Raw genomic sequence first — 20759 nt, forward strand, 5'->3', positions numbered from 1 at the left:
GCACGATCACCTCTTCGGCACAGAACGCCCCCTGCTCCGTCGCACCCGGGTACCGTGGGAGGGGAATCACGGGCCGTTTGCCCGGACCCGAGGAGGACCCGGTGGGCGACCAGAGCGGTGCCGCGGCGTCCGAGCCCCTGCCGCGGCTGCATCTCGACGAGCTCCTGGACGAACTGCAGACGCGCATCGACGCGGTGCGCGGCACCCGCGACCGGGTGCACAGTCTGCTGGAGGCGGTGCTCTCGGTGGGCAGCGAGCTCGACCTGCCGCACGTGCTGCGCCGGATCGTCGAGGCCGCCACCGTCCTGGTGGACGCGGAGTACGGGGCGCTCGGGGTGATCGGTGAGGACGGCCGGCTGGCGCAGTTCGTGCCGGTCGGGATGGCGGAGGAGCAGGTCCGCGAGATCGGTCCGCTGCCGACCGGCCACGGTCTGCTCGGCGAGCTGATCCGGCACCCGGAGCCGCTGCGCATCCCGGATCTCTCCCAGCACCCGGTCTCCAGCGGCTTCCCGCCGCACCACCCGCCGATGCACTCCTTCCTCGGGGTGCCCGTCCGCATCCGCGGCGAGGTCTTCGGCAACCTCTACCTGACCGAGAAGCGCGGCGGCCGTGAGTTCGACGCCGAGGACGAGACGGTGCTCTCCACCCTCGCCGTCGCGGCCGGTGTGGCGGTGGAGAACGCCCGGCTCTACGAGCAGACCCGGAACCGCGAGCGCTGGCTGGCGGCGAACGCCGAGGTCACGGCCAGCCTGCTGTCCGGTTCCGGTGAACCGGAGGTGCTCCGGCTGATCGTCGAGCACGCCCGCCACATTCTCCGCGCCGACCTGGGCGTGCTGGCCACCCCGGTGAACGGCCGGGACGGGCTGCGGGTGGCGCTCGCCTCCGGTACCGCGGCGGAACTGCACCAGGGGCTGCTGCTGCCCCGGGACGGGTCGTTCGTCGGCGCCGCCGTCGCGGCGTCCGGGCCGATCACCAGCCCCGACATCTCCCGCGATCCGCGGATCACCGCCGGTCCGCCCCGCTGGGAGGGCCTGGGCCCGGCCGTCGCGGTGCCGATGGGCACCCGGGACGGCGTGCGCGGGGTGCTGCTGCTGGCCCGCGAGGACCCGCTGTCCCCGTTCACCGGGACCGAGACGGCACCGCTGCTGGCGTACGCCGGGCAGGCCGCACTCGCGATGGAGCTGGCCGACCGGCGCCGGGACGCCGAGCAGATCGCGCTGCTGGAGGACCGCGACCGGATCGCCCGCGACCTGCACGACCTGGCCATCCAGCGGCTGTTCGCCACCGGGATCTCGCTGCAGAGCGCGCTGCGCTTCGTGGACCATCCGCAGGCGAGCGAGCGGCTGCTGCGCGCGGTGGACGACCTGGACGAGACCACGAAGATCATCCGCTCGACGATCTTCGGTCTGCGCAGCAGGGAGAACGCGCTCCGGGGGCACGGGCTGCGGGTGCGGGTCGCCGAGGAGGCGGAGAAGGCGGTGCACGCGCTGGGCTTCACGCCCGCGTTGCGCACCGAGGGCCTGGTGGACACGGCGGTGCCGTCCGCGGTCGGCGACGACGTGGTGGCCGTCCTGGGCGAGGCGCTGAGCAACGTGGCGCGGCACGCCCGGGCCACCGCGGTCGAGGTGGCGCTGGCCGTCGGCGAGGGCCGGGTCACGCTGACCGTGCGGGACAACGGGGTCGGCATCCCGGAGGGCGGCCGGCGCAGCGGTCTGGCGAACCTGGCCGAGCGGGCCGAGAAACGCAGCGGCTCCTGCACCACCGAGGCGGGCGCCGAGGGCGGCACCCGCCTGGTCTGGTCGGTGCCGCTGCCGCGGGAGGAGTGAGCCGCGGGCGGAGCGCGGCGGCACCCGGCAGCCCCCAGCGGGGCGGGCCCGCACACCGGGGCGGGCCCGCACACCGGCGAGCGGAGTCCCGCGGAGCCCCCCTCGGAGTCCCTCGCGGTCAGGACGCGGGTGGGCGTGGGGTGCGCCGCGTCACCCGGTCCGGGACGGGGTGGCCGTTGGCCCAGGCGGGGGCCGAACCGTTCACCGCCGGCACCTCGCGCACCGTGCGGTGGGGCGTCGCCGGGCCCTCCGGCCCGTACCCGAGGCGGATGAGCATCTGCGGGTGGTGCACGAGACCGTTGTGCCGCGGGTGCAGGGCCATCCGCAGGTCCGGCCACTCCACGGCCTGGTGCAGCAGCGAGCTGCGGATCCGGTGCGCGGTCGCGACCAGCAGCACGTGCTGCACCGCCTGCCCGGCCCGCAGCCAGTCCGCGCGGCGGTCGTGCGGAGTGGTCAGCAGGGCCAGCGCCGGCGGGTGCTCGAGAGGCACCGGACGGGGACGGTCACCGGCGTCCGGGCCGGTGTCCGGTGCCGCCTCCAGGCCGGTGTCCGGGGTCGCCTCCGCGCCTGCGTACGGGCCGGCGTACGCCGCCCCGGGGCCCCGCCCGCCGCCGCCCCGGGCGCGGGCGGGGACGCCCGTCGGGCCCCAGTCGGGTCGCCCGTCCCGCACCCGGGAGCGGGTCTCCGTGTGGTTCCGGCGCTCGGCGCCGGCACGGTTTTCCGCCGCCTGGTGCCCGGCGGCGGTGCGGCGCTCGGCCTCGGCGGTGAGCTGGAGCAGCCGGACGGACTCCTCCCGCCCGGGGAGGAAGAGCGCGGCCCCCTCGGTCTGCGCCGCGTCGGCCAGCTCCGCCAGCACGTCCGGCGGCACCGGCGGCCCGGAGAACGGCAGCGGGCTGCTGTGCTGCCGCCACAGCACGTCGTACAGGTCCGGGCGGCCCCTGCCACGCCGTCGCCGGGACCGGGGCGTCAGCCGTACGGTGGCCAGCAGCCCGGGCTCGCCGGGATCCGGGACCAGCCGGATCAGCGGCTCCCAGCCGGCGTGCACGGCCGCCACCCGCAGGTTGAGCAGCGCCGCGCCGGCCGAGACGTGCAGCGCCCGGCCGCTCGGGTCGGCTGCCCGGCGCGGGGCCCGTTCGGCGGCCGCGTGCAGCTCCAGCTCGACGGTGTCGGGATCGAGCCGGTAGCGCCAGGGCTGGACGTCGTGGACCGAGGGCGCGGCGCAGGCGGCGGAGATCAGGTCTTCCAGGGTGGCTGCGGTGAGTGTGGTGGGCGGCATTCGGTGGCCTCCCGTCCGGCAGGGGAGCGGGTCGTGCGTTCCCCACGGTGCGGCGGGGAGCGGGGGCGCGGGCAGGGCCCGAGGGGGTCGTCGTGGGGGCCGACCGGCCCGGGCGGGGCGGTCCGTTCGGCCGCCTTCCCTCCCGGCTCCGGTGCGCCGACCGGTGCGGGGGGCCGGGTCTCGTGCCACGTGGCCGCGGTCACCCGTGCCACATGGCCGCGGTCACCCGTGTCCGGGGCGTTGGTCCTCCGGGGCCGACGCGCCGGTCTGGGTGGCGAGGACGGCGGCCTGCACCCGGCGCTCCACCCCGAGCTTGCTCAGCAGCCGGGAGATGTTGTTCTTCACCGTCTTCTCCGACAGGTACAGCCGCCTGCCGATCTGCCGGTTCGTCAGGCCCTCGCCGATGAGGGTCAGGATGTCGCGCTCCCGCGGTGAGAGCGAGGCCAGTGCGGCGTTCTCCGGCTCCGGCTCGCCGCCCTCCCCGCGGAGGCTGCTCATCAGGCGCGCGGTCGTCGCCGGGTCCAGCATGGACTGCCCGGCGGCGACCGTCCGTACGGCCGCGACGAGGTCGGACCCCTTGATCTGCTTGAGGACATAGCCGGCGGCGCCCGCCAGGATGGCGTCCAGCAGCGCGTCGTCGTCGTCGAAGGACGTCAGCATGAGACACGCCAGCTCGGGCATCCGGGAGCGCAGTTCGCGGCAGACGTCGATGCCGTTGCCGTCCGGCAGGCGCACGTCCAGCAGCGCCACGTGCGGCCGGAGCGCGGGCCCCCGCGCGAGCGCCTGTTCGGTCGACCCGGCGTCGCCGACCACGGTGATGTCGGGTTCGGCGTCCAGCAGGTCGTGCAGACCACGCCGGACGACCTCGTGGTCGTCGAGCAGGAAGACCCGGACGGGGTTCTCCGCGGAGAAGGTGTCTTTCTCGGGCATCTGATGTCCTCACGACGCTGCGGTCCGGCCCGTGGACACGGGGGACGTCACCTTCATGGTGGGGGCCCGCCGGGGCCGCTGCCAGGGGCCGTCCGGCCCTGGCCTGCCGGCGTCCGGCCGCGGCACCGTCGGGGCGATGCGGCGTCAGGCGGGCTGCCGTCCCGCGGGGGAGCCGCCGGTGTGCTGCGGGACCGGCGGTCCGGTGAGCTCGAAGGCCACGTCGACCACTCCCTCGACGGAGCGGGCCATGCGCGCGGCCAGCGGCACCAGCGCGGTGTCCCGGAAGTGACCGGTGAAGGTCACCACGCCCTCGGTCACCCCGACGCGCACCGTCGGGGACCCGTTCGGGAAGAGGGGTTCGACGACCTGCCGACGCACCTCCCCGGCGATCTCCTCGTCGTCGCGCAGGAACACCTTCAGCAGGTCGCTGCGGCTGACGACGCCCGTCAGCCGTCCCTCGCCGTCCACCACGGGCAGCCGCTTGACCCGCCGCTGGGCCATGGCGCGGGCCGCCTGTGCCAGCGTGGTCCCGGCACGGACGGAGACCGCCGGGGCGGTCATCAGCTCGCGGGCCGTCACGGCGCTCGCCTTGCCCAGGTCCTCCAGGCGCCGCTGCCGCTCGAAGAGGCCCGGGCCGCCCTCCCGGTACTCCTCCTTGGGCAGCAGGTCGCCCTCGGAGACCACGCCGACCACCCGGCCGTCGCCCTCCAGCACCGGCAGGGCGCTGACCTGCCACTGTTCCATCGTGCGCACGATCTCCTTGAAGGACGCGCCGAGCCCGACGGCCACCACGGTGTGCGTCATCACGTCCTCGACGGTGTGCGGGGAGTCGCTGTTCATGCCGGTTCCTCCAGAGGGGTGCCGGGGCTGGTTCCGTACGGGCCGTAGAGGTCGAGGAGCCGCCGGTGCGCCTGCTGCAGGCGGCGCGCGAGCACGGCCGCGACCTGCCGGGTGAGGGCGTAGCCGGTCTCCGGGTCGGTGTCGCAGAGGTGCCGCACCGCACGGGCGTCGAACTCCAGCGTGTCCACGGGGGCGAGGGTGCGGGCGCCGAGCTGCCAGGCGTAGGGCGGGAGCAGCCAGGAGCAGCCCACCAGGTCCTCGGGGTGCAGGGTGTCCACGGTCATGGGCGGCCGGGTGGGGACCCGCAGCGAGAGGCGTACGGATCCGCGCAGCAGCACCCAGAAGCGGTCCGCCCGCCGGCCTTCCTCGAAGAGAAGCGTCCCCTCCGGGAAGGTGCACTCGCGGGCGTGTTCCAGCAGCCGTTCCCGCGCCCGGTCGGGCAGGGCGCTCAGCGGTGAGCCGGTGTTGTACATGGCGGCGGCCTCCTGACGACGGGCCGGCCTCCGGAGGACGGCCTTCCGGCGGGCGTGCGGACCGTACGGCCGCGGGCGGGCCGCGCGGCGTTCCGGCGGGTCCGACACGGCCAGCGTGGTACCGCGGGGACGGCGACGGGCAGGGCCGTACGGTCCCGGCGGGAGGCCGGAGGTCCCGGGTGCGGGTGCGGACCCGGCGGGTACGCGCCGGGTGAGGGTCCCGCTCCGGACGGGCCGGTCGGCCCGTCGTCGGGACCTGTGGCCCCTCGGCCGCGGGGCCCGCCGGGGCCGACCGTGGTCGTGCAGCACCCCGTCTCCTGGAGGTGGACCATGACCCCGACCGTCACCGTGGGCCTGGACGGCTCGCCCGAGAGCCGCGCGGCGGTCGCCTGGGCCGCCGACGAGGCGGTGCTCCGCGGAGCGGATCTGCGGATCGTGCAGGTCCACGACACCGGGCCGTACCCCTACCCGGCCATCTACGACGAGCAGGCGGAACGCGAGTGGACCGAGCGCACCGGGCGCGAGGCCGCCGCCGCGCTGGCGCGCCGCAACCCGTCGCTCCGGGTCGGCACGGAGGTGGTGACCGGCCGGCCGACGCATGTCCTGACCGAGCTCTCCGGGGAGACCTCGCTGCTGGTGCTCGGCTCCCGCGGGCTGGGCACGGTGCTCGGTTTTGTCGTGGGCTCGGTGGGCCTGCCCGTGGTGGCGCACTCCCGGTGCCCCGTCGTGCTGGTCCGCGCGCCCGAGCAGGAGGGCCAGGAAGACGTGCTGACCGCCAAGGCCGCGGGCGGGAACGGCGACGCGGCGATGGCCAACGACGTGGTGCTCGGGCTCCAGCTGGACCGCTCGGCGGACGACCCGCTGCTGGCCTTCGCCTTCGACGCCGCCGCCCGGCGGTCGGCGGTGCTGCGTGTGGTGCACACCTGGGAGCTGCCGCCGTCCTTCGGTATCCGGCCGTTCGCGGCGGTGCCGGGGACGGCCGAGGAGATGGCGGACGAGAAGACGGAGGCGCTGAGCGACGCGCTGCGGCCGTGGCGCGAGAAGTACCCGGCCGTGGACGTGGAGTACCAGGTGGTGCTGGGGCGGGCTCCGCACCAGCTGGTGGAGGCCGCGTCGGACGCTTCGCTGCTGGTGGTGGGGCGGCGCAACCGGCGGTCGCCGATCGGCACGCACCTGGGCTCCGTCACGCACGCCGTGCTCCACCACGCCGACGTGCCCGTCGCCGTCGTGCCGCACGACTGAGCCCGGCGCTCCGGGGGCCGTCCGTGCCGTGCGAGCGCCGCTCCGGCGCCGCCCGGGCGGTCGTGCACCGCCGGTACGCCGGCGCGGCCGGCCGCCGGACGCGAGAGGCATGCAGGGGAGGCAGGTGAGCAGCCATGGGAACCGCACAGCCGCCGCCCGCGGCACCCCCGCCCGGTGTGCCCGGCAGCAGCCCCACCCCGGCGGGGCACAACCCGCTGCGGCGCCCCTGCGACCGTGCCCAGTCCCGGGTGAACGTGCTGCTCGTCCTGGTGCTGCTGCTCGGCGGGGTGTGGGCGGCGTTCGCGGCCGGGACGGCGGCGCACGACGCACATCTGGAGCAGGCCCGCACGCAGGCGGCGGAACGCACCGAGGTCACCGCACGGCTGACGACCGACGGCAAGGAGGCGACGGGCGCCGACCCCGGACGGGGCGCGGATGTCGCCCAGGTGCGGTGGACCGATGAGGACGGCACCGTGCACACCGGCACGGTCCGCGTCGAGGCCGGTGCGGAGCGCGGCGACCCGGCACGGGTCTGGGTCGACCGGGAGGGGCACCTCACCACGCCGCCCGACTCGCCCGCCTCGGCGGCGATGAGCGGCTGGGTCACGGCCCTGCTGGTGGCGGGCGGTGCCGTCATCGCGGTGATGCTGCTCCGCGCCGTCCTCGCCCGGCTCTTCGACCGGCACCGCTACGCCCTCTGGGAGGAGGAGTGGGCCCGGCTGGAGCCCCGGTGGTCCGGGCGTGCCCGGGGCTGACGCCCACCCGGCCCCGGCGTGCCCCGAGCCGGCCCGGCCTGGGCGCCGTGCGCTGCCCCGGGCCGGGCCGGCCGCCGACGGGCGGACTCAGGCGGCGAGGCGCGAGGCCAGCTTCTTGCCCTGCTCCTGAGCGTCCGCGAGCGCCTTCTCCCGGGAGGCCTCGAAGAGGTGCACCAGGCCCTCCATGCCGGGTGTGTGCGGCGCCAGGGTCAGCTCCGGGACGATGAAGTGCGGCTCCAGGCCCAGCTTGTCGCCGAGGAGCATCTTCAGATACGGCACCGCGTGGTCGTTCCCCTCCTCGGGCGTGCCCGGGGCGTAGGAGCCGCCCCGGGTGGTGACGACGATGACCGGCTTGCCGGCCAGCGTCCGCTCCTCCGTCATGGCGGTGCGGCCCACGGCTATGACGTGGTCCAGCCACGCCTTGAGGCTGGAGGAGATCGTGTAGTTGTACAGCGGCGCGCCGATCAGCAGCGCGTCGGCGGACTCGGCCTCCTCGATCAGCGACTCGCGCAGTGCGACGGCCGACCGCTGCTCCGGGGTGCGCTCGTCCGGCGCCACGAATCCCGCGTAGTAGGCGGGTGCGGTCATGTGGGGCAGCGGGTCCGCCGCGAGATCGCGGTGGATCACCCGGCCGTCCGGGTGCTCCTCCTCCCATGCCCTGCGGAAGGCGGCGGTGACGGCCCGGGAGTGCGAGTGGTCGCCGTTCAGGGAGGAGTCCAGGTGCAGCAGCGTGGCCATGGGGGTGCTCCGATTCACAGAGAGGTGCACGGAGAGGTGCACGGAGAGGTTCACAGAGGGGGGTGCACGGAGGGGGTTCACAGAAGGGGGCGGAGACGGTGCTCCGGCGTGCCTCCGCAGCCCGTTCTCTTTCGTACGTCACTAGTGATACCACAGGTGCTTACTTTTCTGCATCCCCTATCGCGCGGGCAGTACCCTGGAGGCATGGCGGAGCTTCGGGACGAGCAGGGAGACCGGCGCGGAGAGCAGGTGCCGCCGGTGCGGGGCGCCGCGGCACCGGAGGCGGCCCAGGGCGACATGTGCACCCCGCCCGAGGCCGGGATCACCCGGGTCTTCCAGATGCTGGGCAAGCGGTGGACGGGGCTGATCATCGCCGCCCTGATGAACGGCCCCGGTCACTTCGCCGAGCTCCGGCGGTCGGTTCCGGGCATCAGTGAGCGCATGCTCTCCGACCGGCTCAGCGAGCTCGCGGTGCTGAATCTCGTCGAGCGCGAGGTGGAGCCCGGCCCGCCGCTGCGGGTCAGCTACCGGCTGACGCAGGGCGGGCACGCACTGCGCCCCGCGATGACCGAGCTGACCCGGTGGGCGGACGCGCACCTGCCCGAGGAGTCGGAGGCCTGCCCCTCCGAGTTCCGCGACGGCGCCCGCCCGTCCGGCGGCTGACGCCCGGGCGGCTCGGCGAGGCAGGGGCGCGAGCCCGCCGGTGGTGCCGCGGCCGCCCGCTCCCGCAGGCGGACAGCGGGGCGCGGCGTGCGGGCGCTGCGCGCCGGGATATCCACAACGCGTGAGTTGTCCACAGGTCGCGCCGTGGGGGTCGGCGGGCGGTGGCGTCCGCCGGTAACGTCGGGGCGGTCGGAAACGGATCGGCGGCGCTGCCGCACGGTATCGAGGGGGGCTGCGGCATGGTGCGGATTCCAGCGGTGGAGGGCTTCGCCGAGCGGCCGCGCACCGGGTCGCCCAAGCGGGCGGGCAAGGCGCTGCGGGAGGAGGTCCCGCGCGAGGCACATGCCCGTTTCGAACCGGCCCCGGGCCGCCCGGACGCGGTCGAGGCCGTTGCGGAGTCGAATCGCGGACGGCTGCCCGAGCTGACGCCGATCCGCGTCGGCCGGATGGCGGCCGGGCCCTTCTCCTTCCTGCGCGGCGCCGCCGGGCTGATGGCGTACGACCTGGCGCACTCCACGCCGGTCACCGGTGTCGCCGCCCAGCTCTGCGGCGACGCGCACGCGGCGAACTTCGGTCTCTACGGCGACGCCCGCGGCGGCCTGGTCATCGACCTCAACGACTTCGACGAGACCGTGGTCGGCCCCTGGGAGTGGGACCTCAAGCGGCTCGCCACCTCGCTGGTGCTGGCCGGCCGGGAGGCGGGGGCGGGCGAGGAGCAGTGCGGGGAGGCGGCCCGGGACGCCGTGGGTGCCTATCGCCGCACCATGCGGCTGCTGGCGAAGATGCCGGCCGCCGAGGCGTGGAACGCCATCGCCGACGAGGAGCTGGTCTCGCACACCGACGCCCGGGACCTGCTGGGCACCCTGGAGCGCGTCTCCGAGAAGGCCCGGCGGAACACCAGCGCCCGGTACGCCGCCAAGGCCACCGAGGACGACGGCGAGGGCGGCCGCCGCTTCCTGGACGCGCCGCCGGTGCTGCGCCGGGTGCCGGACGAGGAGGCGTCCCGGGTGGCCGCCGCGCTGGCCGACTACGTACGGACCCTTCCGGAGGACCGCCACCCGCTGGTCGCCCGGTACGCGATACACGACGTGGCGTTCCGCGTCGTCGGCACCGGCAGCGTCGGCACCCGGTCGTACGTGGTGCTGCTGCTCGACCACCGGGGCAAGCCCTTGGTGCTCCAGGTGAAGGAGGCGCGGCCGTCCGTGCTCCGTCCGCACCTGGAGGCCGCCGGGTTCGAGGTGCCGCCGGTGCCGCACGAGGGCCGCCGGGTGGTCCTCGGGCAGAAGCGGATGCAGGTGGTCAGCGACATCCTGCTGGGCTGGACGACGGTCGAGGGCCGCGGCTGTCAGGTGCGGCAGTTCCGCAACCGCAAGGGCAGCGTGGACCCGGCCGCGCTCGCCGCGGACCAGATCGACGACTACGGGCGGATGACCGGCGCCCTGCTGGCCCGCGCCCACGCGCACAGCGCGGACCCCCGCACCCTCGCGGGGTACTGCGGGAAGAACGAGGCCCTGGACGAGGCCGTGGCCGCGTTCGCGGTGACCTACGCGGACCGCACCGAGGCGGACCACGCCGAGCTGGTCCGTGCGGTGCGGGAGGGACGCATAGCGGCCGAGCTGGGTGTGTGAGGACGCCATTCCGTAGGCTGCCCGTGGTGCCGTGCCGGGCGGGGCGGGCGGCGCCGCGACAGGGGCGCCGGCCCGGCGGTCCGGAGACCGTCGCGAGGTACGCGAAGGAACGCGAAGGAACGCGAGGAACCAGCCAGTGCGCCAGGAAGCCGAGCAACAGGACGGCAGCGTGGCCGGCGGCCCGGCCGGCAGGACAGACGACCCCGGGTGGTCCGGCGGCGGCCCCGGAGGCCCCGCCGCGGGAGCCGGGGAGCCGCCTCGGGCCGGAGACGAGGGCTCCACGCAGTCCGGTGAGGCCGGGCAGCTCGGGGAGTCCGGTGAGTCCGGGCAGGACGGGCAGGACGGTGCGGCTCGGCAGCCCCGGGAGGCCGGGCCCGGGGACGCCGAGCAGGCCGCCACCGAGCGGCTGGAGCGGGCGGTGCGGGCCGCCGAGACCGCGCTGATCGAGTTCGAGATCGCGGTGGAGACCTTCCGGGTGGAGGTGGAGAACTTCTCCCGGCTGCACCACCAGCGCCTCGGGCCGATGTACACCCGCCTCGACGAGCTGGACGCCCGGATCGCCGAGGCCGTCGCGGACCGGACCGGCGACCCGGAGGACCGGCGCCGCGCCGACGAGGCGCGTGCGGTCGTGCAGCCGATGCCCGGCGTGGACGAGCTGTTCCAGGGCTGGATCGACTCCGACGGGCTCTCCCCCGAGGGCACCGCCATGCTCAACGAGCAGCCCGTCCAGCCACCCGGCCGGGTGCGGCCCGGCGAGGAGGCCCGCCGGGCCTACCGCGAGCTGGTGCGTGAGGCCCACCCGGACCTGGCGCAGGACGAGACGGAGCGTGAGCGCCGCGAGGAGTTCATGGTCCGGGTCAACAAGGCGTACGCCGCCGGTGACACCGAGGCGTTGCAGCGGCTCGCGGAGGAGTGGCGGGCCGGGCCGGCCGCCCGGGAGGCCGGGCACGCGCTCAGCCGGAGCGAGGAGCTGTACGCCCGGCTGGAGTGGCTGGCGCAGCGGAAGGAGATGCTGGCGGGGATGGTGGAGGAGATGGAGAACTCCGCGATCGGTGCCATGCTGAGGATGGCGCCGGACGATCCCGACGCCTTGCTGGACGAGATCGCCGAGCAGCTCCTGGCCCAGGTCGCGGAGCGCGAGGCGCGGCTCGCGGAGCTCACGAACGCAACGTGGAAAGGCTGAGAGGCATGCACAGTCGGGTGCCCGAGGTGGACGTCGCGGAGGTGCCCGCCGCAGGGCTGCTCCTGGACGTGCGGGAGCAGGACGAGTGGGTGGCCGGGCACGCCGAGGGCGCGCTGCACATCCCGATGAGCGACTTCGTCGCCCGCTACGGCGAACTGACCGAACGGGCCGGTGAGGGCGAGCGGGTGTTCGTGGTGTGCCGGTCCGGCGGGCGCTCCGCGCAGGTCACCCAGTATCTGCGGCAGCAGGGCGTCGACGCGGTGAACGTCGGCGGGGGCATGCAGGCGTGGGAGGCCGCCGGCCGCCCCCTGATCACGGAGAGCGGCGCCCCGGCCCACGTCGCCTGAGCTGAGGCGGCGGGTTCCGGCCCTGGGCACGCCGGTCCGGGCGGGGGGCCCGAAGGGCGTGCCTGGCTCCGCCGGGCCCGGCGTGCCCAGGGCCGGAGGCAGGGCTCCCCCGGCGCCGGTGTGCCGAGCGCCACGGCGGCCGCCAGGCCATGCCGAGCGCCGCCGTTGCCGCGTCGCTCAGGAGTCGAAGTCGACCTCGACCGCGGCGGTCACCGGATGGGACTGGCAGGCCAGCACATACCCGGCGTCCACCTCCTCCGGCTCCAGCGCGTAGTTGCGGTCCATCCGGACCTCCCCGGAGAGCAGCCGTACGCGGCAGGTCCCGCACACCCCGCCCTTGCAGGCGTAGGGGGCGTCCGCCCGGTTCCGCAGGACGGTCTCCAGCACGGATTCCCCGTCCGCGACGGGCCAGCTCCCCGAGCGGCCGTCCAGCGTGGCCGTGACGGTCGCCGAGCCCGGCGCGGGGGTGCGGACCGCGGGGGCGGCGGCCCCGGCGGCGGGTTCCTCCGCGTGGAAGATCTCCTGGTGCACGCGGTTCCGCTCCACCCCGAGTCCGCGCAACGCCCGGGTGGCCCCCTCCACCAGCCCGAGAGGCCCGCACAGGTACCACCCGTCGACATCGGTCACCGGCAGCAGCGCCGGCAGCAACCCGGCCAGCCGTTCCTCGTCCAGGCGTCCGGTGGGCAGCCCGCTCTGCTGCTCCTCGCGGGAGAGCGCGGAGACCAGGTGGAAGCGGTCGGGATGCCGGTCCTTGAGGTCAGCGACCTCCTCCAGGAACATCGTGGAGGCCGCGGAGCGGTCGCTGCGCAGCAGATGGAAGCGCGCCTCCGGCTCCCGTTCCAGCAGGGTCGCGGCGATCGACAGCACCGGCGTGATGCCGCTGCCCCCGACGATCGCGGCGTACCGGCCCGGCCGCGGCTCCAGCACGAACCGCCCGCTGGGCGGCAGCACCTCCACGGTGTCGCCGACGGCCAGTTCCTTCAGCGCGTAGGTGGAGAACTCGCCGCCCTCGACGCGCCGCACGCCGATCCGCAGCTCCTCCGGAGCCTCGCTCGCGGGCGCGCAGAGCGAGTAGGTGCGCCGGAGCTCCGTGCCGTCCTCGCCGGTGCGCCGGAGCACGATGTGCTGACCCGGGTCGTAGCGGTAGGCGGTGCGCAGCTCGGACGGCACCGCGAGGGTCACGGCGACGGAGTCGTCCGTGAGCCGTTCGACCGCTGTGACCCGCAGCGGGTGGAACATCGCCTCACAGCTCCTTGAAGTGGTCGAACGGTTCGCGGCAGGTCTCGCAGCGCCGCAGTGCCTTGCAGGCGGTGGAGGAGAAGCGGCTGAGCAGCGTGGTGGCGGCCGAGCCGCAGTGCGGGCAGCGGACCGGTTCGTCCTGCTCCGGCGGGGCGCCGGCCAGCCGGGTGGGGCCGAGCCCGACCGCCACCGGTCCGCCCGTACGGCCGTGCCGGGGCGGCGCGATGCCGTGCTCGGCGAGCTTGCGGCGGCCCTCGGCGGTGATGTCGTCGGTGGACCAGGGTGGGGTGAGGACGGTGTGCACGGTCACTTCGGCGACGCCGTCCTCGGCCCGCAGCGCGCGTTCCAGGTCGGCGGCCATCGCCTCGACGGCGGGGCAGCCGGTGTAGGTGGGGGTGAGGTCGACCTCCACCCGCCCGGGTGCGGTCTCCCGCACGTCGCGCAGCACCCCGAGCTCGGCCAGGGTGAGGACGGGCAGCTCCGGGTCGGGGACCGTGCCGGCCGCGGCCCGCAGCGCCGCCGCCCGGGCGCTCCGGGGCTCCGCCCGCGCTCCCGCCGTCACCATGACGCCCCCGGGTGGCTGCGGTGCAGGTGCTGCATCTCGGCGAGCATCCGCCCGAACGGTTCGGTGTGCAGGCCCTGCCGTCCCGCGCCCGCGGTCCATCCGGTGCCGCCGGGCACCGCGGGCACCTCCAGGCCGGCCCGGCCGAGCACGTCGCCGATCCGTGTGTCCCAGCCGGTGCGCAGCGCCGTCAGGTCGAGGTCCCAGCCGTCCAGCGGCTGGAAGAGTTCGTCGGTGTACCGCCAGAGCCCGGTGAGCGCGCTCTGCATGCGGGCGTGGCTCTCCCCGGTGCCGTCGCCGAGCCGCAGCGTCCAGTGTTCGGCGTGGTCGCGGTGGTAGGCGACCTCTTTGACGGCCTTGACGGCGAGCGGGTGCCCGGAGCCGGTGGCGGAGAGCTGCCCGTAGAGCAGCTCCTGCCAGGTGGAGAAGAGGAGCTGGCGGGCGATGGTGGCGGCGAAGTCGCCGTTGGGCTGCTCGACGAGCTGGCAGTTCCGGAAGGCGCGCTCCTCGCGCAGGTAGGCCAGTTCGTCCTCGGTGCCGAGGTCCTCCAGGTCGGCGTAGAGGGCGCGGGCCTGGCCGAGCAGGTCGAGCGCGAGGTTGGCCAGCGCGACCTCCTCCTCCAGCACGGGTGCGTGACCGGCCCACTCCCCCAGCCGGTGGGAGAGGACGAGGGCGTCGTCGGCGAGCGCCAGCTCGGCCCGGGCCGGTGCGGGCGCGGGGACGGAGGCGGGCGAGGGGGCCGCCGGTGGCACGGTGCCGCTCACAGGTTCTGCACCCCCTCGGGCACCTCGTAGAAGGTCGGGTGCCGGTAGGGCTTGTCGGCGGCCGGTTCGAAGAAGGGGTCCTTCTCGTCCGGGGAGGAGGCGGTGATCGCGCCGGAGGGCACCACCCAGATCGAGACGCCCTCGGAGCGCCGGGTGTAGAGGTCGCGGGCGTTCCGCAGCGCCATCTCGGCGTCGGGCGCGTGCAGACTGCCGGCGTGGGTGTGCGACAGTCCGCGCCGGCTGCGCACGAACACCTCCCACAGGGGCCACTCGCCGTTCATGCGGCAGCCGCCTCCTTCCGTCCGTGCTTACGGGCGTACGCGGCGGCCGCCTCGCGCACCCAGGCGCCCTCCTCGTGGGCCCGGCGGCGCTGGGTGAGGCGCTGCTCGTTGCACGGCCCGGCGCCCTTCAGGACCGCCTTGAACTCGTCCCAGTCGATGGGGCCGAAGTCCCAGTGGCCGCGCTGCTCGTTCCACCGCAGCTCCGGGTCGGGGAGGGTGAGGCCGAGGGCCTCGGCCTGCGGGACGCAGATGTCGACGAAGCGCTGGCGCAGCTCGTCGTTGGAGTGCCGCTTGATCTTCCAGGCCATGGACTGGGCGCTGTGCGCGGACTCGTCGTCCGGCGGCCCGAACATCATCAGCGAGGGCCACCACCAGCGGTCCACCGCGTCCTGCGCCATGGCGTGCTGGGCCTCGGTGCCGCGGCTGAGTTCCAGCAGCAGTTCGTACCCCTGCCGCTGGTGGAAGGACTCCTCCTTGCAGATGCGCACCATGGCCCGGGCGTACGGGCCGTAGGAGCAGCGGCAGAGCGGCACCTGGTTGGTGATCGCGGCACCGTCCACCAGCCAGCCGATGGCGCCGACGTCGGCCCAGGTCAGGGTGGGGTAGTTGAAGATCGAGGAGTATTTCTGGCGGCCGCTGTGCAGCTTGTCCAGCAGGGTGTCGCGGTCCACGCCGAGGGTTTCGGCGGCGCTGTAGAGGTAGAGGCCGTGGCCCGCCTCGTCCTGCACCTTGGCCATCAGGATGGCCTTGCGGCGCAGCGAGGGGGCGCGGGTGATCCAGTTGGCCTCCGGCTGCATGCCGATGATCTCGGAGTGCGCGTGCTGGGCGATCTGCCGCACCAGCGTGGCGCGGTAGGCGTCGGGCATCCAGTCCCGCGGCTCGATCCGTTCGTCCGCGGCGACGGCGGCGTCGAAGGCCGCCTCGTACGCCTGCTGGTCCTGCTCCGGCAGCACCGTTGTCATGCGAGCCCCTCCAGGCTTCGGCATCAACCGACCGACCGATCGTTCGGTTCAATGGTGTGCCGGTTCGCCACGCGCTGTCAAGAGCGCCGGAAAGGTGGCTAACCTCTGGGGGGCAGTGCGGAGCACGAAGGACGGGGAGGGCATGGAGCCTGACGAGCCTGACGAGGAGGCGCGCGGCGGCGTCGCGGCGCTGTCCTGGCCGGGAAGGGTCGTGGTGGCGATAGCCGTGGCGGGCGTCGCGGTGGCCGTCGCGGTACATCTGACGATGGTCTTCCTGCACGTCGCGCCGGAGAACACGCTCAGCACGGAGCACGGCGAGGCGATAGACGACTACGTCTATCCCGAGTTCGAGCAGAACTGGAAGCTCTTCGCCCCCAACCCCCTCCAGCAGAACATCGCGGTGCACGCCCGCGCCGAGGTGGTGCACGAGGACGGCACCGAGGAGACCACCGGCTGGATCGACCTCTCCGCCATGGACGGTGCCGCCATCGAGGGGAACCTGCTCCCCAGCCACACCGCCCAGAACGAGCTCCGTCGCGCCTGGGACTTCTACGTCGGCTCGCACGACGCGGAGAACCGCCCCACGGGGATGCGCGGCGACCTCTCCAAGACCTATGTGAAGCGGATCGTGATGGACCGTCTGGGTACGGAGCGGGACGGCGGCACCGTGGAGCGCATCCAGCTTCGCTCCGCCACCACCCAGGTCGCGCCGCCGGCCTGGAGCGACGAGAAGACGGACACCCGGACCGAGTACCGGCGGCTGCCGTGGTGGGACGTCAACCCGGCGGACCTGTCGGGGGGCGGTGGCGCGTGAGCGAGCAGCGGCAGCGGGCCGGGACCCGCACGGACACCGCACCCGGCACCGGCGGCGACCCCGGGAGGACCCGCTTCGAACGCGCCCTCGAACGCGGGCTCGCCCGCCTCACCGGCGAGGTGCTGGGCCCGTACCAGAGCGCCGTGGTGCGCATCGGCTTCTCCCTCACCTGGCTGCTCTTCCTGCTCCGCGAGTGGCCGCACCGGCACGAGCTCTACGGCCCCGGCAGCCCCTGGGGCCTCGACCTGGCGGAGCGGCTGGTCGCCTCCAACCAGGCGTTCACGGTGCTGCTGTGGAGCGACAGCGAGACCTGGTTCGAGAGCGTCTACGCGCTCGCGGTGCTCTCCAGTGCCGCGCTGCTGCTCGGCTGGCGCACCCGCACCGCCTCGGTCCTCTTCATGGCCGGGGTGCTCTCCCTGCAGAACCGCAGCGTCTTCATGGGCGACGGCGGGGACAACGTCGTCCATCTGATGGCCCTCTACCTCGTGCTCACCCGCTGCGGCCGGGTCTGGTCGCTGGACGCCCGGCGTGCCGCCCGCAACGTCGCCCGGAGCGCCGCCCGGACGGACGTCACCGGGATCGTGCTGTGGGTCCTCGCCGGGCTCACCCTCGCGGTGGTCACCCTGGGGCCGGGGCTGAGCGGCGGCTGGGCGCTGGTGTTCTGGGGGCTGTGGGCCGCGCAGGCGGTCTGGTGGGCGGTGCACCAGCAGCCACCGGGCGAGGCCCGCACGGTCTGCGACATCCTGGCCAACCTGGTGCACAACGGCGCGCTCCTGGTGATCATGGCCGAGGTCTGCCTGATCTACGCGACCGCCGGCTGGTACAAGATCCAGGGTTCCCGCTGGCAGGACGGCACCGCCGTCTACTACCCGCTGCACCTGGACTACTTCGCCCCCTGGCCCGGGCTGAACGAGGTCGTGGCGAGCAGCGGGATGCTCATCCTGCTGATGACGTACGGCACAGTGATCGTGCAGGTCGCCTTCCCCTTCACCCTCTTCAACCGCCGGGTCAAGAACGTCCTGCTGGCCATGATGATCGCCGAGCACCTCAGCATCGCGGTGCTGATGGGGCTGCCCTTCTTCTCCCTGGCGATGATCGCCGCCGACGCCGTCTTCCTGCCCACCGCCCTGCTGGTCTGGGTGGGCGCCCGCTCCGCACGGCTCCGCGACCGGTTCCTGCCCGGTGGAGTCGTACGGGACACGAAGGGCCCGTACGGCACGGACGGCACGCCCGGCACCGGAGCAGGAGAGATCGCCGGGCCCGGAGCCGGTGCGCCGGACGCGCCCGGCGGCGAACCGGAGCCCGCGGCCGCGGAGCGGCCTGCGGACTCCGCGCCCGGCCGGGACGCCCCGGCCGACGCCGGGCTCCGCTGACGCGGGCGCCCGGCCCCGGGCGCGTTCCCGTCCGGCGGCCGGCCGCCCGGCTCGCCCCGCCCCCGGAGGCGCACCGGGCGGTGGGGCCCTCCGGGGGCGCCCGTACGCTGGGGTGATGACCGACGAGGCAACGGAGGGCGCCCCGGACACCGGGACGGCGCACCGCTGGCGCGCGCTCGCGGGGGAGCCGGGCGTCGTCGTGCTGGACGGCTTCCACGCCCTCAAGCACGCGCTGCGCTTCGGCGCGGAGATCCCGCTCGCCGTCAGCGAGGACCCCACGGCCGCGCTGGCGCTCGCCGGCCGGCTCGCGCCCGACCTCACCGACCGCCTCGCCGGCCTGCTGCGACCCGTGCCGCCCGGCACCCTGGGCCGTCTCGTGCCGCGCCCGCACCCCACCGGTGTCGCCGCGCTGGCCGTCCGCGGTACCGGGGAGGCCGGTACGCTCGCGCCGGCCGTGGACACCGGGCGACGCACCGCGCCGCTGGTCGTCCTGGACGCGCCGCGCCACCTGGGCAACCTCGGCGCCGTCGTACGGCTCGCCGCCGGGTGCGGTGCCGCGGGCGTGCTCACCACGGGCACCGTGGACCCCTGGCACCCCGCCGCCGTACGGGCCGCCGCCGGGCTGCACTTCGCCGTCCCGGTGCAGCACCGGGAGCCCGCGGAACTGCCGGCCGGGCCCCTCTACGCCCTCGATCCGGAGGGCGCGGACCTGCGCACCCGCACCCTCCCGGACGACGCGCTGCTGGCCTTCGGCTCCGAGCGGCAGGGGCTGGGCGCGGAGCTGCGGGCGCGGGCGGACCATCTGGTGGCCCTGCCCATGCGTCCGCGGGTCTCCAGCTACAACCTCGCCACCTCGGTGGCGATGACGCTCTATCACTGGAGCGCCCAGCGGCCGCCCGGCAGCGCATGACCGCGCCCAGGGGCGCGTGACCGCAGCCCCGCGCCCCGGTCCGGCCCCGGCCGGCCACCCGCAGCAGGCCCCGGCCGCCGAGCCACCGGCCGGCCGCCGCGGCTCGCCGCGACTCAGGTCGGTCGCCCGCCGCTCAGGTCGGTCGCCCGCCGCTCAGGCCGGTCGCCGCACCTCCACCGTGCGGAAGCGGTTCGCCACGAAGGCGCCGTCGCAGAGGGCGGCGTTCGCCGCCGGGTTGCCGCCCGAGCCGTGGAAGTCGGAGAAGGCGGCGGTCTGGTTGACGTACACCCCGCCGGTCAGGTTAAGCGAGAGCTGCGCACACTCCTCCAGGCAGGCGTCCTCGACCAGCCGCTCGGCCTCCGGGGAGGTGGTGTAGGCGCCGACCGTCATCGCGCCCTTCTCCCGCACCGTGCGCCGCAGCAGCTCCACGGCGGCCTCCGTCGAGTCCACGGCGACCGCGAAGGACACCGGACCGAAGCACTCCGCCAGGTACGCCGCCTCGGCCTCCGGCTTCGCCGCCTCCAGCTTGAGGATCAGCGGGGTGCGGACCGTGGCGCCGGGGAAGTCCGGGTGGGTCAGGGCGCGGGAGGGCAGCGCCACCTCGCCCAGCGACGCCGCGGCGTCGAGGCGCTCCGTGACCTGCGGGTTCACCAGGGCGCCCAGCACCCCGGCGGCCCGGGCGTCGTCCCCGAGCAGCGTGCCGACGGCGCCGGCGAGATCGCTCACCACCTCGTCGTAGGACTTCTCGCCCTCGTCGGTGGCGATGCCGGTGCGGGGGATCAGCAGGTTCTGCGGGGTGGTGCACATCTGGCCGCTGTAGAGCGAGAGCGAGAAGGCGAGGTTGGCCAGCATGCCCTGGTAGTCGTCGGTGGAGTCGACGACGACGGTGTTCACGCCCGCCTTCTCGGTGTGCACCACGGCCTGCCGGGCGTGGGTCTCCAGCCAGTCGCCGAACGCCGTGGAGCCGGTGTAGTCGATGATCCGGATCTCCGGGCGCACCGCCAGCTCCTTGGCGAGGCCCTCGCCGTCGCGCTCGGCCGCCAGCGCGACCAGATTCGGGTCAAAGCCCGCCTCGGTCAGCACCTCGCGGGTGATGCGCACGGTCAGCGCCAGCGGCAGCACGGCCCGCGGATGCGGCTTGACCAGCACCGGGTTTCCGGTGGCCAGGGAGGCGAAGAGGCCCGGGTAGCCGTTCCAGGTGGGGAAGGTGTTGCACCCGATGAGCAGTGAGACGCCGCGCCCGACGGGGGTGAACTGCTTCCGCAGCGTCAGCGGGTCCCGCTTGCCCTGCGGCTTCGACCAGTCCGCGCTGTCCGGGGTGCGCACCTGCTCCAGGTACGCGTACGCCACCGCCTCCATGCCGCGGTCCTGCGCGTGCGGGCCGCCCGCCTGGAGGGCCATCATGAACCCCTGCCCGCTGGTGTGCATCACCGCGTGGGCGAACTCGTGCGTGCGGGCGCTGATCCGGGCCAGGATCTCCAGGCACACCGCCGCCCGCGTCTCCGGCCCGGCCTCCCGCCAGGCGGGCATCGCCGCGCGCATCGCCGGCAGCAGCACGTCCGGGTCCGGGTGCGGGTAGGCGATGTCCATCGGGATGCCGTAGGGCGAGGACTCGGTGGCCGGCCAGTCGTCCGTGCCCGGCTGGTCCAGGGCGAAGCGCGTGCCGCGCAGCGCGTCGAAGGCCGACTGCCCCTCCGCTGCGCTCAGCGAACCGTCCTCGCCGTAGGCCTTCGGGTGCTCCGGGTGCGGCGACCAGTAGGCACGGCTGCGGAGGGCCTCCAGCGCCTGGTCGAGGGTGGCGCGGTGTTTCTCGATCAACTGCACGGGCGAGAGTCCGGGGGTCACGGTGACCAACTCCTCGTCGAGCTGGGTGGCTGACAGCGGGGCAATGGGTAGATACTGCTACCGAACGATCGGTCGGTGCAAGGGGGCCAGGAACGTGACCGCACACAC

At 74.9% G+C, this 20759-nt stretch carries 21 protein-coding genes; 10 read left to right on the forward strand and 11 right to left on the reverse strand.

Annotated features, from left to right (window positions below; all coding sequences use genetic code 11):
- Nucleotides 1-101: 101 nt before the first annotated feature.
- The gene (locus tag HOY81_RS17635; protein WP_237321397.1) at nucleotides 102-1826 is read left to right on the forward strand and encodes a GAF domain-containing sensor histidine kinase; all 1725 of its coding nucleotides are present in this window, start codon (nucleotides 102-104) and stop codon (nucleotides 1824-1826) included.
- A 118-nt stretch (nucleotides 1827-1944) separates the two neighbouring features.
- Here HOY81_RS17635 and HOY81_RS17640 read toward each other — a convergent pair whose 3' ends face one another.
- From HOY81_RS17640 to HOY81_RS17655, 4 genes are all read right to left on the reverse strand, one after another.
- Nucleotides 1945-3102: a hypothetical protein gene (locus HOY81_RS17640; protein ID WP_237321398.1), complete on the reverse strand. Its 1158-nt coding sequence runs from the start codon at nucleotides 3100-3102 to the stop codon at nucleotides 1945-1947.
- A gap of 222 nt (nucleotides 3103-3324) precedes the next feature.
- Nucleotides 3325-4032 (reverse strand): response regulator transcription factor, encoded by a 708-nt coding sequence (locus tag HOY81_RS17645; RefSeq protein ID WP_237321399.1) that lies wholly within the window; start codon nucleotides 4030-4032, stop codon nucleotides 3325-3327.
- Between the two features lie 144 nt (nucleotides 4033-4176).
- Complete coding sequence (locus tag HOY81_RS17650; RefSeq protein WP_237321400.1) at nucleotides 4177-4872, reverse strand: CBS domain-containing protein; 696 nt, start codon at nucleotides 4870-4872, stop codon at nucleotides 4177-4179.
- On the reverse strand, nucleotides 4869-5345 hold the full coding sequence (locus HOY81_RS17655; RefSeq protein ID WP_237321401.1) for a Crp/Fnr family transcriptional regulator: 477 nt from the start codon (nucleotides 5343-5345) through the stop codon (nucleotides 4869-4871). Before HOY81_RS17655 ends, HOY81_RS17650 begins: the two co-directional genes overlap by 4 nt.
- Before the next feature lie 330 nt (nucleotides 5346-5675).
- Here HOY81_RS17655 and HOY81_RS17660 point away from each other — a divergent pair, with 330 nt between their 5' ends.
- Together HOY81_RS17660 and HOY81_RS17665 are read left to right on the forward strand one after the other, a co-directional pair.
- The gene (locus HOY81_RS17660) at nucleotides 5676-6587 is read left to right on the forward strand and encodes a universal stress protein (RefSeq protein WP_237321402.1); all 912 of its coding nucleotides are present in this window, start codon (nucleotides 5676-5678) and stop codon (nucleotides 6585-6587) included.
- 134 nt (nucleotides 6588-6721) lie between these two features.
- Nucleotides 6722-7342, forward strand: coding sequence for a hypothetical protein (locus HOY81_RS17665; RefSeq protein WP_237321403.1), 621 nt, complete (start codon nucleotides 6722-6724; stop codon nucleotides 7340-7342).
- Between the two features lie 87 nt (nucleotides 7343-7429).
- Here HOY81_RS17665 and HOY81_RS17670 read toward each other — a convergent pair whose 3' ends face one another.
- On the reverse strand, nucleotides 7430-8080 hold the full coding sequence (locus tag HOY81_RS17670) for an FMN-dependent NADH-azoreductase (protein WP_237321404.1): 651 nt from the start codon (nucleotides 8078-8080) through the stop codon (nucleotides 7430-7432).
- 297 nt (nucleotides 8081-8377) lie between these two features.
- Between HOY81_RS17670 and HOY81_RS17675 the strand changes: the two genes are divergently transcribed.
- From HOY81_RS17675 to HOY81_RS17690, 4 genes are all read left to right on the forward strand, one after another.
- Nucleotides 8378-8743, forward strand: a complete 366-nt coding sequence (locus HOY81_RS17675; protein ID WP_237321427.1) for a helix-turn-helix domain-containing protein — start codon at nucleotides 8378-8380, stop codon at nucleotides 8741-8743.
- A 239-nt stretch (nucleotides 8744-8982) separates the two neighbouring features.
- Nucleotides 8983-10371 carry a DUF2252 domain-containing protein gene (locus HOY81_RS17680; RefSeq protein ID WP_237321405.1) on the forward strand — a complete coding sequence of 463 codons (1389 nt, stop codon included), beginning with the start codon at nucleotides 8983-8985 and terminating at the stop codon, nucleotides 10369-10371.
- Between the two features lie 136 nt (nucleotides 10372-10507).
- The gene (locus tag HOY81_RS17685; RefSeq protein WP_308341097.1) at nucleotides 10508-11554 is read left to right on the forward strand and encodes a hypothetical protein; all 1047 of its coding nucleotides are present in this window, start codon (nucleotides 10508-10510) and stop codon (nucleotides 11552-11554) included.
- Nucleotides 11555-11559: 5 nt separating this feature from the next.
- A complete protein-coding gene (locus HOY81_RS17690; RefSeq protein ID WP_237321406.1) occupies nucleotides 11560-11901 on the forward strand; it encodes a rhodanese-like domain-containing protein in 342 nt (113 codons plus the stop codon).
- Nucleotides 11902-12078: 177 nt separating this feature from the next.
- Here the strand turns inward: HOY81_RS17690 and HOY81_RS17695 are convergent, their stop codons facing one another.
- Genes HOY81_RS17695 through paaA form a run of 5 tightly spaced genes read right to left on the reverse strand, consistent with a single transcriptional unit; the run spans nucleotide 12079 to nucleotide 15709 of the window.
- Nucleotides 12079-13140 (reverse strand): 2Fe-2S iron-sulfur cluster-binding protein, encoded by a 1062-nt coding sequence (locus HOY81_RS17695; RefSeq protein ID WP_237321407.1) that lies wholly within the window; start codon nucleotides 13138-13140, stop codon nucleotides 12079-12081.
- Between the two features lie 4 nt (nucleotides 13141-13144).
- Entirely contained in the window at nucleotides 13145-13705 is a 561-nt protein-coding gene (gene paaD / locus HOY81_RS17700) for a 1,2-phenylacetyl-CoA epoxidase subunit PaaD (RefSeq protein ID WP_237321408.1), read from the reverse strand.
- Nucleotides 13699-14466 carry a 1,2-phenylacetyl-CoA epoxidase subunit PaaC gene (gene paaC, locus HOY81_RS17705; RefSeq protein ID WP_237321409.1) on the reverse strand — a complete coding sequence of 256 codons (768 nt, stop codon included), beginning with the start codon at nucleotides 14464-14466 and terminating at the stop codon, nucleotides 13699-13701. The genes paaD and paaC overlap by 7 nt, the downstream gene beginning before the upstream one ends.
- Nucleotides 14463-14747: a 1,2-phenylacetyl-CoA epoxidase subunit PaaB gene (gene paaB, locus HOY81_RS17710; RefSeq protein ID WP_237321410.1), complete on the reverse strand. Its 285-nt coding sequence runs from the start codon at nucleotides 14745-14747 to the stop codon at nucleotides 14463-14465. The genes paaC and paaB overlap by 4 nt, the downstream gene beginning before the upstream one ends.
- Nucleotides 14744-15709 carry a 1,2-phenylacetyl-CoA epoxidase subunit PaaA gene (gene paaA, locus HOY81_RS17715; protein WP_237321411.1) on the reverse strand — a complete coding sequence of 322 codons (966 nt, stop codon included), beginning with the start codon at nucleotides 15707-15709 and terminating at the stop codon, nucleotides 14744-14746. Before paaA ends, paaB begins: the two co-directional genes overlap by 4 nt.
- 142 nt (nucleotides 15710-15851) lie before the next feature.
- Between paaA and HOY81_RS17720 the strand changes: the two genes are divergently transcribed.
- The 3 genes from HOY81_RS17720 (at nucleotide 15852) to HOY81_RS17730 (ending at nucleotide 18806) form a co-directional block, all read left to right on the forward strand.
- The gene (locus HOY81_RS17720; RefSeq protein WP_237321412.1) at nucleotides 15852-16523 is read left to right on the forward strand and encodes a DUF5819 family protein; all 672 of its coding nucleotides are present in this window, start codon (nucleotides 15852-15854) and stop codon (nucleotides 16521-16523) included.
- A 119-nt stretch (nucleotides 16524-16642) separates the two neighbouring features.
- Nucleotides 16643-17896 (forward strand): HTTM domain-containing protein, encoded by a 1254-nt coding sequence (locus HOY81_RS17725; RefSeq protein WP_237321429.1) that lies wholly within the window; start codon nucleotides 16643-16645, stop codon nucleotides 17894-17896.
- A 115-nt stretch (nucleotides 17897-18011) separates the two neighbouring features.
- Complete coding sequence (locus tag HOY81_RS17730) at nucleotides 18012-18806, forward strand: RNA methyltransferase (protein ID WP_237321413.1); 795 nt, start codon at nucleotides 18012-18014, stop codon at nucleotides 18804-18806.
- A 153-nt stretch (nucleotides 18807-18959) separates the two neighbouring features.
- Here the strand turns inward: HOY81_RS17730 and paaN are convergent, their stop codons facing one another.
- The gene (gene paaN / locus HOY81_RS17735; protein ID WP_237321414.1) at nucleotides 18960-20651 is read right to left on the reverse strand and encodes a phenylacetic acid degradation protein PaaN; all 1692 of its coding nucleotides are present in this window, start codon (nucleotides 20649-20651) and stop codon (nucleotides 18960-18962) included.
- Nucleotides 20652-20759: the final 108 nt, after the last annotated feature.

This window comes from Streptomyces sp. JJ36, from assembly GCF_021696945.1.
GTDB lineage: Bacteria > Actinomycetota > Actinomycetes > Streptomycetales > Streptomycetaceae > Streptomyces.

Excerpts from the sequence above, each read along its gene's own strand:
- paaA (WP_237321411.1), bottom strand. The coding sequence starts at position 15,709 with ATGACAACGGTGCTGCCGGAGCAGGACCAGCAGGCGTACGAGGCGGCC.
- HOY81_RS17640 (WP_237321398.1), bottom strand. The coding sequence starts at position 3,102 with ATGCCGCCCACCACACTCACCGCAGCCACCCTGGAAGACCTGATCTCC.
- HOY81_RS17670 (WP_237321404.1), bottom strand. The coding sequence starts at position 8,080 with ATGGCCACGCTGCTGCACCTGGACTCCTCCCTGAACGGCGACCACTCG.
- paaD (WP_237321408.1), bottom strand. The coding sequence starts at position 13,705 with ATGGTGACGGCGGGAGCGCGGGCGGAGCCCCGGAGCGCCCGGGCGGCG.
- paaB (WP_237321410.1), bottom strand. The coding sequence starts at position 14,747 with ATGAACGGCGAGTGGCCCCTGTGGGAGGTGTTCGTGCGCAGCCGGCGC.
- HOY81_RS17730 (WP_237321413.1), top strand. The coding sequence starts at position 18,012 with ATGACCGACGAGGCAACGGAGGGCGCCCCGGACACCGGGACGGCGCAC.
- HOY81_RS17680 (WP_237321405.1), top strand. The coding sequence starts at position 8,983 with ATGGTGCGGATTCCAGCGGTGGAGGGCTTCGCCGAGCGGCCGCGCACC.
- HOY81_RS17690 (WP_237321406.1), top strand. The coding sequence starts at position 11,560 with ATGCACAGTCGGGTGCCCGAGGTGGACGTCGCGGAGGTGCCCGCCGCA.
- HOY81_RS17645 (WP_237321399.1), bottom strand. The coding sequence starts at position 4,032 with ATGCCCGAGAAAGACACCTTCTCCGCGGAGAACCCCGTCCGGGTCTTC.
- HOY81_RS17695 (WP_237321407.1), bottom strand. The coding sequence starts at position 13,140 with ATGTTCCACCCGCTGCGGGTCACAGCGGTCGAACGGCTCACGGACGAC.
- HOY81_RS17675 (WP_237321427.1), top strand. The coding sequence starts at position 8,378 with ATGTGCACCCCGCCCGAGGCCGGGATCACCCGGGTCTTCCAGATGCTG.
- HOY81_RS17650 (WP_237321400.1), bottom strand. The coding sequence starts at position 4,872 with ATGAACAGCGACTCCCCGCACACCGTCGAGGACGTGATGACGCACACC.
- HOY81_RS17655 (WP_237321401.1), bottom strand. The coding sequence starts at position 5,345 with ATGTACAACACCGGCTCACCGCTGAGCGCCCTGCCCGACCGGGCGCGG.
- HOY81_RS17660 (WP_237321402.1), top strand. The coding sequence starts at position 5,676 with ATGACCCCGACCGTCACCGTGGGCCTGGACGGCTCGCCCGAGAGCCGC.
- HOY81_RS17720 (WP_237321412.1), top strand. The coding sequence starts at position 15,852 with ATGGAGCCTGACGAGCCTGACGAGGAGGCGCGCGGCGGCGTCGCGGCG.
- HOY81_RS17665 (WP_237321403.1), top strand. The coding sequence starts at position 6,722 with ATGGGAACCGCACAGCCGCCGCCCGCGGCACCCCCGCCCGGTGTGCCC.